17 protein-coding genes are annotated in these 13,583 nt (G+C 36.6%); 13 read left to right on the forward strand and 4 right to left on the reverse strand.

Translation table 11 applies throughout. From position 1 onward, the window contains the following. The first annotated feature begins 136 nt into the window (after positions 1-136). From L1267_RS18875 to nrdB, 10 genes are all read left to right on the forward strand, one after another. Entirely contained in the window at positions 137-388 is a 252-nt protein-coding gene (locus L1267_RS18875; protein WP_235383769.1) for a hypothetical protein, read from the forward strand. An 86-nt stretch (positions 389-474) separates the two neighbouring features. Then, positions 475-684 carry a hypothetical protein gene (locus L1267_RS18880; RefSeq protein ID WP_235383770.1) on the forward strand — a complete coding sequence of 70 codons (210 nt, stop codon included), beginning with the start codon at positions 475-477 and terminating at the stop codon, positions 682-684. Positions 685-697: 13 nt separating this feature from the next. Next, the gene (locus tag L1267_RS18885; protein WP_235383771.1) at positions 698-1,144 is read left to right on the forward strand and encodes a hypothetical protein; all 447 of its coding nucleotides are present in this window, start codon (positions 698-700) and stop codon (positions 1,142-1,144) included. Between the two features lie 79 nt (positions 1,145-1,223). Further along, positions 1,224-1,835 (forward strand): hypothetical protein, encoded by a 612-nt coding sequence (locus L1267_RS18890; RefSeq protein ID WP_235383772.1) that lies wholly within the window; start codon positions 1,224-1,226, stop codon positions 1,833-1,835. Positions 1,836-1,958: 123 nt separating this feature from the next. Then, positions 1,959-2,513: a hypothetical protein gene (locus L1267_RS18895; protein ID WP_235383773.1), complete on the forward strand. Its 555-nt coding sequence runs from the start codon at positions 1,959-1,961 to the stop codon at positions 2,511-2,513. A 70-nt stretch (positions 2,514-2,583) separates the two neighbouring features. After that, complete coding sequence (locus L1267_RS18900) at positions 2,584-4,236, forward strand: hypothetical protein (RefSeq protein WP_235383774.1); 1,653 nt, start codon at positions 2,584-2,586, stop codon at positions 4,234-4,236. Positions 4,237-4,306: 70 nt separating this feature from the next. Then, entirely contained in the window at positions 4,307-4,903 is a 597-nt protein-coding gene (locus L1267_RS18905) for a hypothetical protein (protein WP_235383775.1), read from the forward strand. A gap of 65 nt (positions 4,904-4,968) precedes the next feature. After that, positions 4,969-5,214, forward strand: a complete 246-nt coding sequence (locus tag L1267_RS18910) for a hypothetical protein (RefSeq protein ID WP_235383776.1) — start codon at positions 4,969-4,971, stop codon at positions 5,212-5,214. 54 nt (positions 5,215-5,268) lie between these two features. Continuing rightward, positions 5,269-5,757, forward strand: a complete 489-nt coding sequence (locus tag L1267_RS18915) for a hypothetical protein (protein ID WP_235383777.1) — start codon at positions 5,269-5,271, stop codon at positions 5,755-5,757. Between the two features lie 84 nt (positions 5,758-5,841). After that, positions 5,842-6,972 (forward strand): class Ia ribonucleoside-diphosphate reductase subunit beta, encoded by a 1,131-nt coding sequence (nrdB, locus tag L1267_RS18920; RefSeq protein ID WP_235383778.1) that lies wholly within the window; start codon positions 5,842-5,844, stop codon positions 6,970-6,972. 539 nt (positions 6,973-7,511) lie between these two features. Here nrdB and L1267_RS18925 read toward each other — a convergent pair. From L1267_RS18925 to L1267_RS18940, 4 genes are all read right to left on the reverse strand, one after another. Then, on the reverse strand, positions 7,512-8,858 hold the full coding sequence (locus tag L1267_RS18925) for a hypothetical protein (protein WP_235383779.1): 1,347 nt from the start codon (positions 8,856-8,858) through the stop codon (positions 7,512-7,514). Between the two features lie 447 nt (positions 8,859-9,305). After that, complete coding sequence (locus L1267_RS18930) at positions 9,306-10,664, reverse strand: hypothetical protein (RefSeq protein WP_235383780.1); 1,359 nt, start codon at positions 10,662-10,664, stop codon at positions 9,306-9,308. Between the two features lie 128 nt (positions 10,665-10,792). Then, positions 10,793-11,734 carry a 5'-3' exonuclease gene (locus L1267_RS18935; RefSeq protein ID WP_235383781.1) on the reverse strand — a complete coding sequence of 314 codons (942 nt, stop codon included), beginning with the start codon at positions 11,732-11,734 and terminating at the stop codon, positions 10,793-10,795. Between the two features lie 72 nt (positions 11,735-11,806). Then, the gene (locus L1267_RS18940) at positions 11,807-12,382 is read right to left on the reverse strand and encodes a hypothetical protein (RefSeq protein ID WP_235383782.1); all 576 of its coding nucleotides are present in this window, start codon (positions 12,380-12,382) and stop codon (positions 11,807-11,809) included. A 340-nt stretch (positions 12,383-12,722) separates the two neighbouring features. Here L1267_RS18940 and L1267_RS18945 point away from each other — a divergent pair, with 340 nt between their 5' ends. The 3 genes from L1267_RS18945 to L1267_RS18955 all read left to right on the forward strand — a co-directional run bounded on the left by L1267_RS18945 (position 12,723) and on the right by L1267_RS18955 (position 13,535). Beyond that, positions 12,723-12,932: a hypothetical protein gene (locus L1267_RS18945; RefSeq protein ID WP_235383783.1), complete on the forward strand. Its 210-nt coding sequence runs from the start codon at positions 12,723-12,725 to the stop codon at positions 12,930-12,932. A 3-nt stretch (positions 12,933-12,935) separates the two neighbouring features. Continuing rightward, positions 12,936-13,115: a hypothetical protein gene (locus L1267_RS18950; protein ID WP_235383784.1), complete on the forward strand. Its 180-nt coding sequence runs from the start codon at positions 12,936-12,938 to the stop codon at positions 13,113-13,115. 78 nt (positions 13,116-13,193) lie between these two features. Then, a complete protein-coding gene (locus tag L1267_RS18955; RefSeq protein ID WP_235383785.1) occupies positions 13,194-13,535 on the forward strand; it encodes a hypothetical protein in 342 nt (113 codons plus the stop codon). The last annotated feature ends 48 nt before the right edge of the window (positions 13,536-13,583 follow it).

Genomic DNA, 13,583 nt, shown 5'->3' on the forward strand with positions numbered 1-13,583 from the left:
AACAAATCGCCCTCTATTTAACTGTATGTATATACAGTACATAATAATTCCTACTTCATTAAAGTCAAGACCGTTCGCCTTGACTCGCAGCTAAAGCAGGCGAGAATGTGGCGAACATTTGTTCAAGGAGTAAAAAATGGGCTCAATGTTAGTGATATTGTTAGATAAAATTAAGGCTGCTTTTCGTAGCCAAGGAATGCCTAAGTATCAAAACCTTTACCTTGGTAAAGGCGATGGAAAGCTACGTGTAATATACGGCGGGGATATTGGTATTGTTAAAAACTGCTACTACGAACCAAAATTAGGTTCGTACATGTATTGGCTTGATTTTAACGGTGCCATGGTGACAGTACCTGAAATGAATCTTGAGCCTGTGACACAGAATTAATTTATGTATATCGCTAATCTCTGATTGTGTTTTATATCTTTATTTTGTATAATTAGTCATATTAAATTTAAGGATTAGAGTATTACATGACAGTTAACGTTACATCTAAATCAGATACTGAAGATTCGTATACTCTAGATAATGGTTATACCTTAAAACGAGAATTCGACACACTTACCCCAAATGGCAATAGATTAAATGGTCGTTGGGCATTAAGGAACTCTCAAGGGGAGCTGGTTGATTTTGATAAGTATCGAAATGATCTAGCTTCACGACAAGGTATTTCACTTTGTTAAGGCTTTAAAAATTATGTCAAGTTTACTTTACTTTAACGTTCATAGTGTTCAACTTTCTGCATCTGAAATTGCTAACTTTATTCTCAACGATCTATATCTCATCAATGAGACACCTGTTTCTGAGGATAACTTCGAGAAGAGCATTAATGCACTTGTTACAGGCCTACAGCCAACAATAACAGGTTCTTCGTCAAACTATAAAGGTAAAACCAACTTTCAGGCTGGCGCCCCTTTTTTGGCATCAATTCATGAATTCATCAATTTAGACCGTAAGTATCCTGTGAATGGGTTGATCCCTGAACTACAAGGCATGAGCTTTTCCACTTTAAGGAATAAAGTCAAGCGTGATATCGGGCACTCATCAAAAATCAAAATACAATTACTCTCGAACTTCTCTACCGATCAGAGCAAAGAGCATTCTTTTCATCAAATCACAGACGGCCTTAAAGATATAACTTAAAATATTCTGCCTTTTTCTTGTATTTATTTCTTAAATAGGCAGAATTAAACCTCAATTTTAAACTATATTGAGGTTTCCTATGAGCAAACAACATCCTGAGCATATCGTATGCATTAAGCAATCTGCCGTGGCCCACTGTAAAGATGGTCTAGTTGACTACAAACTTACCACAGAAGACTTAATGTTAGGCCAGCGCAGTGCATTAGAATTTGACCCAGACTTCCGTCAGGTAATTCCTACCGCAATTTTCACATGTAAGGGCAAAATATGGACTTACATGCGCACAAAACAAAGCTCAGAGACAAATCTACATAAAAAAGTAAGTGTTTCTGTTGGTGGGCATTGGGATATGAAGGATGTCTGTCTTAATGATGATGGAAGTATCAATCTAGAAGAGTCATTCCGCACAGCGATGAATCGTGAACTTGGTGAAGAGATCATCATCAACGCAAACATCTTAAAATCAACACAATTTGATAAAATGATTTGCGCGAATGACACTAAAACTGACCGCATCCATATTGGCGCCATCTCAATGCACGAACTTGATTGTGAAGATATTCAGATCAATGAAAGTCATCTTGAAGCTATTGGCTTTTTAACGCCGGACGAACTATTGAATGGCGATTATGACATTGAAGTATGGACCCGTATTGTCTGTGAACTTTTCACCGACATGAATGATGAATAAAAACACCTAAAATTCTCCTGTGTTTATTAAAAAGATAGTCAAACTAGGCTATCTTTTTTTGTTGCAATTAAACTAAATTATCTCTATACTGGATCAAACAATATCAACAGCATGAGAATTACAATGGACTCAAAAATCTCTATCATCCTTAAAAGTTTAGCCGGTAGTTCAGCTATTCTGAATATCATTAAGCAAAAAACAAAGCCTTTTACTGAAGATGAAGTAATCAAACTTACTAATGAGCATTACTGCCTTGAAGAACTTGATTTAACTTTAATCAAAGATGCCTTGATGACCTTCTTTAATCAGACAGATGGAAATGAGGTTTGCCTTGGAATGTGGCTTTATCATATTGATAAAGATTTCCATGTTGTCCCATATGTTGTTACTAGCATTAAAGATGACACAAAAGATCCTGAGTATTGTGTAGTTGATATAGCTCCTGTAGCTAATCCTTACGCAATTAAAAAGAGTGTTAGACTAATGACTATTCACTACCTTGTTTCGGGCCTTATGACGTCAACCAACGCCATGAACAACACAAATATTCGCTCAAATCAGGCGGATATTGCTGAGCTTGCCGTTAAACTAATTGAACGCAAAAAAACTGAACTGAAAAACTCGCTTCAAAGCGTTGAAGCTTCACTAAGTTACATTAAGGAAAATTTCATTTCTTAACTAAATTATCACATTGCGCTTTTTATCTTTTAATGTTACAATTACCATAACACTTAATAAGGAAAGCGCAATGTCTAATACCATTATTGAAAACGCTGTAATTAGCTGCATAAAACAAAATGATAACCCTACTCTATTAAAGCTTATAGAACATTTCAGTAGCGACTTTTCTCTTAAGACAGACAATTTCTGTGAGACTGTCAAATCAGCTCTTAGAAACAAAACATTAAACTCTGATACACTTGCCACACTTGCCAATAATGGGCTTAAAGTGGACCAATTTGTAGTCCGTGAGGCCATTAAGGGCGACAATGCAGAACTTTTAACTGTTTTATATTCAAACAACTCTAAACTTTTTCATAACTCATTTAATATTAAAGACTTACAGACTAGTGGGCGATTCGACAGCTTGAAGCCATCATGTGTGACATTGTATGCACTACTCGAACTTAAACTAAATTCTGTCAAATTTTTGATTTCTAAGGGCATTTCATTTACAAAAGATGACCTCACATTCGAAAATGTCATTGGTTTAATGAATCTTCATAAACATTTAAATATCGACGAGTTATTGGCTATAGCATTCAAAACCTGTAAGTTCGATGAAGCAGATATTGAAAATCTCTTTTCTGATGAAAGTGAAGATGACGTTGCTGAATACCTTGCCAATTTATTCTTTACACTAAGAGAATCAAACGTATTCCTAGCGTTAAATGAATCTGTATTTAAAAAGTATTTGCATCACAAATACACACAGACGTTAGCATTCTACAATGGTCACTATAACTTATTGGCACATATACACGCTGTAGGTGGCAAGATTGATATTTACAAAAATATTAGCGACTATCCATACGTAGGTTTATCAGAGTCAGAAATTCGGTATGGCAATGTGGATATTTGTAATTATATCAAAGTCCCTGAATTATTAGACTTCACCCTAGACTCTATCTTCTTTAACCCGGAACTGAATTACTCAACCTCTTTGCTTCAATTTGCCATTCATGACATGAATAAAGATGCGTTAGATAAGATTATGGCCAAACTTATAAACCAAGCATCACAATGCTTGGAAGATAATTCAAATAGTTTTTTTGCTTCGGATATCATAAATGCATTGATTAATTCGGAACCGAATGAACTTTTAGTACACGCTATCGAGAGTCTGACGACTAGCTTTAAAGTCGAGGAACTTCTAAATGTTTATGCGCTTAAAATACCAAAAAATAATGAACATGAAGGCAGCACAACGCAAAGCCTTGAGATGGTTCTTCAATACCTATTACCTCAATGCTCAGAATCAACATATCTTGATACCATAAACCATTTAACCAGATTAGATTTAAATGGAAGAGCATACCGCTTGGAATTTGCTAAAACCCTTCATGCGCTAAGCTCTCTGAATGATGCAAACCCATATAATTACGTTCTTCGAAAAACGAACTTCAGAGACCGCACAATCCCACAAATAATTGCATCGGCAAGAAAATCACTGTCATCTAGCGACCAAGAAAAATACAATACCTTTATTTATTGCATGGCGCTGGCTGATGATAGTACTCTTGCTGACCTATTTAATTCATTTTCAAATAAAATTGGTGACAATACAGCCCTCATAAGAGACGTTATGTATGTGATTAACGAAACCCCAATTTCTTTGCTCACCAAGTTATCAGGTTCAATTTCCCAAAAGGCTAAATCAATGTTACTTTCTTTACAATAAATATCTTTTAATGTTGTAATTACCCTTAAGTTTATGTATAGTAATTACATAAACTTAAGAGGCTATATATATGTTAAATCCAAACGTAGTTGCAAAAAAAATTGGTATCCCTGTTGAACGCTGGAAAGGTAATTGTTACGCCATTGCATGTAAACTAATTGAGCATGGTATTGTTGAAGGTCGTGCTGTACATGGCACTTACTTCGGTACTATTTCGCAAACCGGTTACTTTAAAGGCCAACGCATTGCACGACATGGTTGGATTGAGAAGCCAGATGGCACTATCGTTGATCCTACTCTATGGGTATTTCTTGATGTCTGCCCATTTATACACGAAGGGCCACTTAATAAAGACTTTTATGATGAAGGTAGCTCTAAGTTAAGACTGGTGACACTGTCACCACAGCCAGAGTACTCTACTAGTGACCGTCAGCTTACTTTACCTGACGACACAACACAATCTGCCGCAATTAAGCAAATTTTAAATGTAGATAGAGATGTTATCTCTCTACCAGAAGCGTTTTGGGTGGCTAATTTGCCGCTCGACGATCTAAAAGAGCTGGCTAAAACGGTTTATCAGGCCTTAATTAAGATGAACTTCAAAGGCTTTATTCCTACTGATCATTACATTAAAGTTTTTAACTTAAAATCAGTTTCAGAAGTGTAATATTAGAAATCTTTGCCAGTTGAAGAATATCTTCAACTGGATCAAATTTATAAGGAATCTAGTTAATGGTCGTACTTAAACATGTTTTATTTTTCAAACTTAACCTATGTAAGGTGATAACGGATATTGTTTTAGCTGTTATCATGCTTATGTTTGCTTTAGCCTTCACCTTTGAACAACTTAACTTACCTCCTGTATTGAATGAAACATTAAAAGAAAGCTTTGTTGTTGACTTAGCAGTATTTTTTATACTCTTAAATGTAATGGTGCGGCTATCATTTGCAAAATTCGATTTAACCCCGAAGCCTTGATATTTATCTTTATTTGACATAATATATATACTCGATAAATTCTTTGGTGAAATCATGAATTCAGATTTGCAATTTCTAATGAATATTAACATAGAGCCTTCTATGGCTCGTGAAATACATATACACTTCATTCCCTCTATAAAATTATCTATACAGAAAGATAAAGATTTTATCGAATCTGTGAAGTTAAAAACTGAAGATTCAGATGTTATTAAGGAAGTTGAAGGGTTATTCCTACAGAAAATTAATGAAGCTGAACAAACACTTGCTCACTTTGTAGATAAATGGCCATACCCTAAAGTTACCAAACACGATGACGATGTCCTTATTTACAAAGGTGCAGCAGACTTACCTAAAGAAGCAGCTATCGCCGAATTCTCACAATCCTTACCACATGAAGATTTTATTTATCACATTGTCGGTAGTGCGCAGCAGAGCGCGTTATTTGTTTGTGAGTCAAAGGTAACCGGTAATTTTTATAAAGTACCTAATATTAGCTACAATCGGCCAAACGAACGCGAATCATGTGAGTGGGATTATTAATTAAAATATCACTCTTAATATTTTAAAGTGTGTGCCTTGTGATATAATGACTTGTAAAATTCAATTTAAGGTTAATTTATATCCATGTCATACACTACGTTTAATCGCACAAAAAACAACCAACTACTTGAACCCATGTTTTTTGGTAACCCTGTCAATGTTAGTCGTTACGATCAGCAAAAACACCCAATCTTTGAAAAGTTAACTGAAAAAATTCTTTCATTTTTTTGGCGCCCGGAAGAAGTTGATGTAAGCAAAGACCGAATCGACTTTCAAAAGCTACCTGACAACGAAAAGCATATTTTCCTTAGCAACTTGAAGTACCAAACGTTACTTGATAGTGTTCAAGGTCGCTCGCCTAACATGGCTTTTCTACCTATCGTAAGCATTCCAGAACTAGAAACCTACATTGAGAGCTGGGCCTTCTCTGAAACTATTCATAGCCGCTCATACACGCACATTATTCGAAATATTGTAGGCGATCCAAGCGTTATTTTCGATGACATCGTAACTAATCAGCATATCTCTGAACGAGCGGCAAGTGTTACTTATTATTATGACGATCTCATCGAAGCTGTCAGCTTATATAATAACCTAGGCGAAGGTAAGCATGTAATTGATGGCAAAGAAATCCGAATCTCGCTATTTGATTTAAAGAAAAAATTATATTTAGCTATGATGTCAGTTAATATCTTAGAAGCTATCCGATTCTATGTCAGCTTTGCATGTTCATTTGCATTTGCAGAAAGAGAATTAATGGAAGGTAACGCTAAGATTATTAAGCTTATCGCACGAGATGAAGCTGTTCACCTTACTGGAACTCAACACATTTTAAACATCATGCAAAAAGGCGAAGATGACCCTGAAATGGCAATCATTGCAGCACAGTGCAAAGAACAATCTATTCAGATGTTTAAAGATGCTGCACAACAAGAAAAAGAATGGGCCGAGTACCTATTCAAAGATGGCTCTATGATCGGCCTAAATAAGGCAATTCTGTGTGAGTACGTTGATTACATCACAAATGTTCGAATGAAGGCTGTAGGCCTACCACCACTGACTGAGAGCACATCAAACCCTATTCCATGGATCAACTCTTGGCTTACCTCTGATAATGTGCAGGTTGCGCCTCAAGAGACTGAAATTAGTTCATACTTAGTGGGGCAAGTAGATTCGACAGTCGATGCTTCTGACTTCGATTCTTTTGAGCTGTAAGCCTCCTATGCAATCGCTGTAATTTACGGCGATTGCTGCATCCCTGCAACAATCATTCTCTCCGGCCGCGAATTATACATAAAATATTAATATTAACAAAACCAAATAACACGAACCTCTTATAGGGCCACACTATAGGTTTAAATTCGTGGGCGAAAATGGGACTGAAATACCTAGATTTTCTGAGGATGACGTGTTGATTTTTCGGAGATTAAATTGGTAACAAAACATCTAATGCGGTATGAGCTGCATGAATTAAAGCTAAACAAGTAGCAAATATTTATCTAAAATCGTCAAGAAAACCATGTGTTCAGAGTAAAACGAGGCCTAGGCCCAATGCCAGTCAGTTAAGCATTTTTAATAAATATGTTAATATTTTTCACTTAAGACTGCTTAACGCAGGTAGCGACAAATTTAACTAAAAACCATATAGCAAAAGTGCTACAGTTAGATTTTTATAAATCTAACTGTAGCACTTTATTTTATTAGCATTTCCTTAACTGTTTGGTATTAGCTATTCAGCTCTTTTTACAGGCAAACTAGATCTCAATCCACATTAAACCATCAATCACAGGGATAACTCTATTTAAATATGATGTATTTGTTACCTGTAATGGCACTGTTCCAAAACCAACAATACCAATCATAGCATTTTTAAATGTAAATCTAACATCTGTGTAGTTATATGAAACACCACAGTCAGGATCACAAGTAATAAGTTCCGATGACGCCGAAGTTACATCAAATTCAACACTAACAACAACTTCATCTTTGTATTCAAGCCCTTCTACTTCTTTTAAAACAGTACCATTACCGCTTCCAAGCACCATAGATAAATAGGGACTTCCAGTATAATAATATCCTTTTGAAACACCTTTCAGGTTTTCACCTTTCATGACGAATTTTGCACCTACAATATTTTCACGATTATAAGGTGAACTACTTTGTAAACCAAAAGCATAGTAATCGGTGTCATCACCCTTCCTTGGATATTGTCCGTAGTTATCTGAATATAACGTTCCATTTGGAAAGAGTTCTGTTACAAATTCTAACGTAGACAAGTCTAATGGCCCTCCTTCGATCCCTGATAACTTTTCATCATAGTAAACAGTACGAGACTCTGTTTCTACTCCACTATCTCCTTGGTCGGATCTTTCCCCTACAATTTCACCATCAATATAAGCTGTGTATCTCCTTACAGTCATTTCACCTGACTGTGATCTGATTTGTTCAAACTGGTATTTTTGATCTTCAATCTTTGGCGTCCACTCTCCTAATGGTACAGACTCTTCCTCTACGCCTTGAATAACCGTAACCATGCGGCTTTCATATTCCTTACCAAGAATTGTAGTATCTTTCTCCGGTTCACCTAAATAGTATTCATCTCCTGTATCTTTATCAACAAGCACAAACTGAGTCATACAGTATTCAGACAACTCAACATATCGAGTCTGTTCGAAATCCGCAGTTTGATCCGTAAATAAAGGGCTCCACGTGCCTTTAATGCCACTTGGCGTTTTAATAACATCGCTACATCCCCATGTCAGAGTGTAAGTTTCATTTTCTGAATCGAAAACTGGATGATCTGGTGGTAAACCATCAGGGCTTGTTAAAACAGGAACATTCGGATCTAAAGGAGAAGCATCACCACCACCAGTATCACCACCACCGGCACCACCACCAGCACCACCACCACCACCAGCACCAGCACCTACAGCACCTTCACCACCATAGCCAAAACCCAATCTTAAGTTATTGCCTGCGAATGCAGTTTCAACATCTGTATTTAAAAGGATACCTTCTGATTCACCTTGTGCATTTACATTAAAAATACATGGTGCAACTAACACAAAGCTTGCAATCTTCGCGAGGTTATTTAGTTTCATATCAATCTCACTACAGTTAAATTTATAAAATCTTTATACAAATACATTTTACATCACAGCACCTATAAATTAACCTTGTGAAATACTGAAAACATGACATTTATAGAAAATCGTCGAGAAAACTCCGTGTTCAGAGCGAAGCTATGTCGCTGGGTAGTTCACATTAAACTTAATCAAGAAACTTAACGATACCTTTAAACGCATGGCAATTCGTGAACGCCAAGCTACTCACTTTGCGCATGGATCTGTGGAGAGTTAGAGACTGCTTCTTCGGAAGTGTTCCTTGCGTGCTCGCGCACATAAGCTGACGTAAGACCGCCAGCGGCGGCAAGCCTTGCACAAAGAAGCTCTCTTAAAATAATGGACGCCAGCCAAGCTGGCGTCTTGGAAACTCGATAGCTTTAGCTACGAGTAGTTCATCCCACATTACAGCATTAATCTCTGAGATTACTCATACAAATTAACCCACATTACAGCATTAATCTCTGAGATTACTCTATCAAAGTATGATTTATTTATTATCGTTAATGGCACCGATTTATAACCAATTTTGGTATCTTTATATGTAAAGCTAACATCTGTGTAGTTATATACATCCTCACAGTTAGGCCCACAAGCAAGCGGTTCCGATGACGATGAAGTTACATCAAATTCAACACTTACAATAACTTCATCTTTGTATTCAGACCCTTCTACTTCTTTTAAAACCGTACCATAATTGTTTCCAAGCACAAAATCTAAATCAGGAAATCCAGTATAGTAATATCCTGATGTAATACCTTTCAGGTTTTCACCTTTCATGTCGAATCTTGCACCTACAATATTTTCACGATTACGAGGTGAACTACTTTCTAAACCAAAAGCATAGTAATCGGTGTCATCACCCTTCCTTGGATATTGTCCGTAGTTATCTGAATATAACGTTCCATTTGGAAAGAGTTCTGTTATAAATTCTAACGTAGACAAGTCTAATGACCCTCCTTCGATCCCTGATAACTTTTCGTCATAGTAAACAATACGAGACTCTGTTTCTACTCCACTATCTCCTTGGTCGGATCTTTCTCCTACAATTTCTCCGTCAATGTAAGCCGTGTATCTCCTTACAGTCATTTCACCTGACAGTGATCTGATTTGTTCAAACTGGTATTTTTGATCTTCAATCTTTGGCGTCCACTCTCCTGATGGTACAGACTCTTCCTCTACGCCTTGAATAACCGTAACCATGCGGCTTTCATATTCATTACCAAGAATTGTTGTATCTTTCTCCGGTTCACCTAAATAGTATTCATCTCCTGTATCTTTATCAACAAGCACAAGCTGAGTCATACAATATTCAGACAACTCAACATATCGAGTCTGTTCGAAATCCGCAGTTTGATCCGTAAAAAAAGGGAGCCACGCGCCATCAAGACCACTTGGCGTTTTAATAACATCGCTACATCCCCATGTCAGAGTGTGAGTTTCATTATCTGGATCGAAAACAGGATGGTCTGGTGGCAAGCCATCAGGGCCTGTCAGAACAGGGACACTCGGATCTAAAGGCGAATCTTCATCACCGCCGCCGGTATCACCTCCAGAGCCACCTCCAGCATCTCCAGCATCTCCACCGTTGCCGCCGTTGCCGCCAGTATTAGTGCCACCTTCACCACCATGACCGAAGCCTAGCCTTAAGTTATTGCCTGCGAATGCAGTTTCAACTTGTGTATTTAAAAGGACACCTTCTGATTCACCTTGTGCATTTACACTAAAAATACATGGTGCAACTAACACAAAGCTTGCGATCTTCGCGAGGTTATTTAGTTTCATATCAATCTCACTACAGTTAAATTTATACAATTTTTATACAAATACATTGTATATCATAGTACCCATAAATTAACCTTGTGAAATGCTAACAACATGACATTTATCTCAAAGTTATTTTTCACTAAATCCTAAAAGAATGAAAACTCTCGAGAGTCCACTTCAACATAATCAGAATAGGCTTCTAGCGGTGGTAGATTTTGCATACCTAATGATTGTCCAGAATCACTATTAAGAGCTTTAAATCTGTATTTATTCATTAATTCAGCTACTAACATTTCATCTCTGTGTGCGTCATTTATCTGAGCATGATCTGCATCTGTAAGAAATAATGCATTATTTTGAATTTTGGTTAGGGACAAATTTGTCATTAAATGCTCTACTGACTCTTTAAGATTACTGCCCACTACGCCACCAATATCATTCATGTTTAGAATAATACCTTGAACAGAACCATATTCATTCAACCACTTAGCCGCCGTTTTTAATCCAGCGCCCTTAACTCCCGTAATATTGTCAACCTTATCACCCATGATAGCTAGAAGGTCAGCAACCTTCTGGGGCTCAACCATCAGTCGTTCGATACATCCATCAGTATCAATAATCTGCTTCTTGCGGGGATTATAAACCTGTATTTCTGAGTTAATTAGCTGATAAAAGTCTTTATCCGCAGTCACAATAACAACACGATAGCCTAATGACGCATAATATGATGAAAGCATTCCAATAGTGTCATCAGCTTCAACGCCGTCTTTGGATAAGTGAGGTATCCCCATGGCCATTAGCGCTTGATTACACAAGTCAAGTTGTGACTTAAGCTCATCATCCATAGGGCTTCTATTCCCCTTGTACTCAGGGCTTAGGTAATGCCTAAAAGTTAATTCATCGCTATCTGAAACGACGATGACTTTGTCAGGTACATCTGTAAAGTGACCCTCAGATATCTTACGAATAAAGTTTAACGAAGCAGAGACAGTTTCAACTCTTTGGCCATCAATAATTCGTGCGTCTTGTGTATTGTAATACCTATACAAAGCATTATGTAAATCAACTAGAACGACTAACTTTTCCATAACTAAAACCAACCTTATTAACTTAAAGCCATAATACCATTGCGAACCTAATTAATCAATAAAAAGATATTTTTATTTCCACTTAGGAACAAAATAAACCACGCCTTGATAAGTTCCTGCGCCTTTCAAGATAAATTTAAATTTACTCGACTTTGGAGTTGGATTGCTAAAGCTGTAAGTAGTGATCTGCTCCTGTTCAGTAATCCCTGTAATACTATCATGGTGTGTTTCATTCCCATCCTGATCGATCACGTATACATCAACAGTTCTTGGGTACTTATTTTGGCTAGAATACCCCGGTCTGTAGTACTGAAAGTCAAAACCGGTGATCATAAGGTCTTTTGGATAAGTGTAATACAAATCAATATACCCTACTCCAGAGTTAGCTTGGGTATAACCTGAAAGTGACTTCAAAAAGTCCTTTAATGTTGGTTGAGAATACCATTGTTTGGTTAAATAAACTCCAGAACTTACTGTATACTCTTGTTCTACCTGTTCATCTGGGATAGGCTTCTTAGCAGACAATTCTGCGCTTACACCCGTTTCAAATCGTAACTTTAAACCTTCACCTTCCGCAGCAAAACTTGCTGTTGATAACAATGATAATGCAGCTAAGTTAGTCAGAACATATTTTTTTAATAAACTCATATAACACCTTTACCAATATCTTTTTTTGGTGTAAATTAATAATATAAACATAAGGTGAATATTATGATAATTAGTAAAACATATCCAACCCTTTCATCAGTAATTCATCGCGTAATGCGATTTTTACTTTTACTTTCGTATGGTTTATTACTTACTAGCTGCTATTTCGCTATTGAACTTATTGTTGAGCTATCTATAGAGCTGGCATCAAATATAAATATATTTGTTAGCTTGAAACTACCTACATTGTGCCTATACTTCTGTGGCATCTCTCTTTCACTGATGCTTTCAAGCATCTTTGACAAAGCAAATAAAAATTTTACTTGTGAGGTATTGGATTGTGAATAAGCCCATCTTCTGTTCTGCTAAGGCAAATGAGTATGGTCAAGCAATCGACCAAAATGGTGATACTCACAAAGTTATAGCGGTAACAAATAGCTTCATCATCACTGAAAACCCGACTGGTAAAGAATCATGTTTCACCTTAGACGGCATAGAAGTCGGCATATATACACTTTACACGTTAATTTCACCTACAGATAAAGGCTAGCTTATGAATACTGAAAATGTAATAAATTCTGTTAATCCACTTACAGGCCAAAACATTGAAATAATCTTAAGACAAGATAACAGCTATTCAGTACAAGATGACCAAGGCATGTCCATGGAACTAACTGAACAGTTGAGCTCTTTCGTTAATGGTGAAATCACCCTCTTTCGTGAATTTGGTTAATATCTTTTTTTGCGTTAAATATTGATTTCTTGTTCTACTTAGAGTAAAATATACACACATCAACAAAAGGTAACTCTTATGAAAAAGGTATTTGAACATCTTTGGACTGTGCTAGCTAATGAAATTAAGCTGCGCATCCCTAATGATTGTAGCATTCGCTATGCGCAAATTGCAGCAATGGAAATTATAGGTAATCGCCTTTCGAAAGATGATCATTTATCTCTTCTTGAGAACAATGAGTTTAAATACGCTATGGCTGAAATTTTAGACATCTTTATCAAAGACCCTTCTAGATATCAGCTATTACCTCATCAAGTTGCATATGAAACGCTTGAGAAGCTTCTTCCAGTAATAACCGATGCATTACCCTTACTTGACCAAAGAAAGCAATTCTCACGTTATATAGAAGCTAATATCTAATTGGAGTAAGTACTATGTCTGAATTATTAATCTCAACAACAATCCTTA

Source organism: Pseudoalteromonas sp. OFAV1, assembly GCF_021532595.1.
Classification (GTDB): domain Bacteria; phylum Pseudomonadota; class Gammaproteobacteria; order Enterobacterales; family Alteromonadaceae; genus Pseudoalteromonas; species Pseudoalteromonas lipolytica_C.

What these genes read in the sequence shown, in the direction of transcription:
- L1267_RS18875 (WP_235383769.1), top strand. Translation starts at nt 137, where the DNA reads ATGGGCTCAATGTTAGTGATATTGTTAGATAAAATTAAGGCTGCTTTT.
- L1267_RS18880 (WP_235383770.1), top strand. Translation starts at nt 475, where the DNA reads ATGACAGTTAACGTTACATCTAAATCAGATACTGAAGATTCGTATACT.
- L1267_RS18885 (WP_235383771.1), top strand. Translation starts at nt 698, where the DNA reads ATGTCAAGTTTACTTTACTTTAACGTTCATAGTGTTCAACTTTCTGCA.
- L1267_RS18890 (WP_235383772.1), top strand. Translation starts at nt 1,224, where the DNA reads ATGAGCAAACAACATCCTGAGCATATCGTATGCATTAAGCAATCTGCC.
- L1267_RS18895 (WP_235383773.1), top strand. Translation starts at nt 1,959, where the DNA reads ATGGACTCAAAAATCTCTATCATCCTTAAAAGTTTAGCCGGTAGTTCA.
- L1267_RS18900 (WP_235383774.1), top strand. Translation starts at nt 2,584, where the DNA reads ATGTCTAATACCATTATTGAAAACGCTGTAATTAGCTGCATAAAACAA.
- L1267_RS18905 (WP_235383775.1), top strand. Translation starts at nt 4,307, where the DNA reads ATGTTAAATCCAAACGTAGTTGCAAAAAAAATTGGTATCCCTGTTGAA.
- L1267_RS18910 (WP_235383776.1), top strand. Translation starts at nt 4,969, where the DNA reads ATGGTCGTACTTAAACATGTTTTATTTTTCAAACTTAACCTATGTAAG.
- L1267_RS18915 (WP_235383777.1), top strand. Translation starts at nt 5,269, where the DNA reads ATGAATTCAGATTTGCAATTTCTAATGAATATTAACATAGAGCCTTCT.
- nrdB (WP_235383778.1), top strand. Translation starts at nt 5,842, where the DNA reads ATGTCATACACTACGTTTAATCGCACAAAAAACAACCAACTACTTGAA.
- L1267_RS18925 (WP_235383779.1), bottom strand. Translation starts at nt 8,858, where the DNA reads ATGAAACTAAATAACCTCGCGAAGATTGCAAGCTTTGTGTTAGTTGCA.
- L1267_RS18930 (WP_235383780.1), bottom strand. Translation starts at nt 10,664, where the DNA reads ATGAAACTAAATAACCTCGCGAAGATCGCAAGCTTTGTGTTAGTTGCA.
- L1267_RS18935 (WP_235383781.1), bottom strand. Translation starts at nt 11,734, where the DNA reads ATGGAAAAGTTAGTCGTTCTAGTTGATTTACATAATGCTTTGTATAGG.
- L1267_RS18940 (WP_235383782.1), bottom strand. Translation starts at nt 12,382, where the DNA reads ATGAGTTTATTAAAAAAATATGTTCTGACTAACTTAGCTGCATTATCA.
- L1267_RS18950 (WP_235383784.1), top strand. Translation starts at nt 12,936, where the DNA reads ATGAATACTGAAAATGTAATAAATTCTGTTAATCCACTTACAGGCCAA.
- L1267_RS18955 (WP_235383785.1), top strand. Translation starts at nt 13,194, where the DNA reads ATGAAAAAGGTATTTGAACATCTTTGGACTGTGCTAGCTAATGAAATT.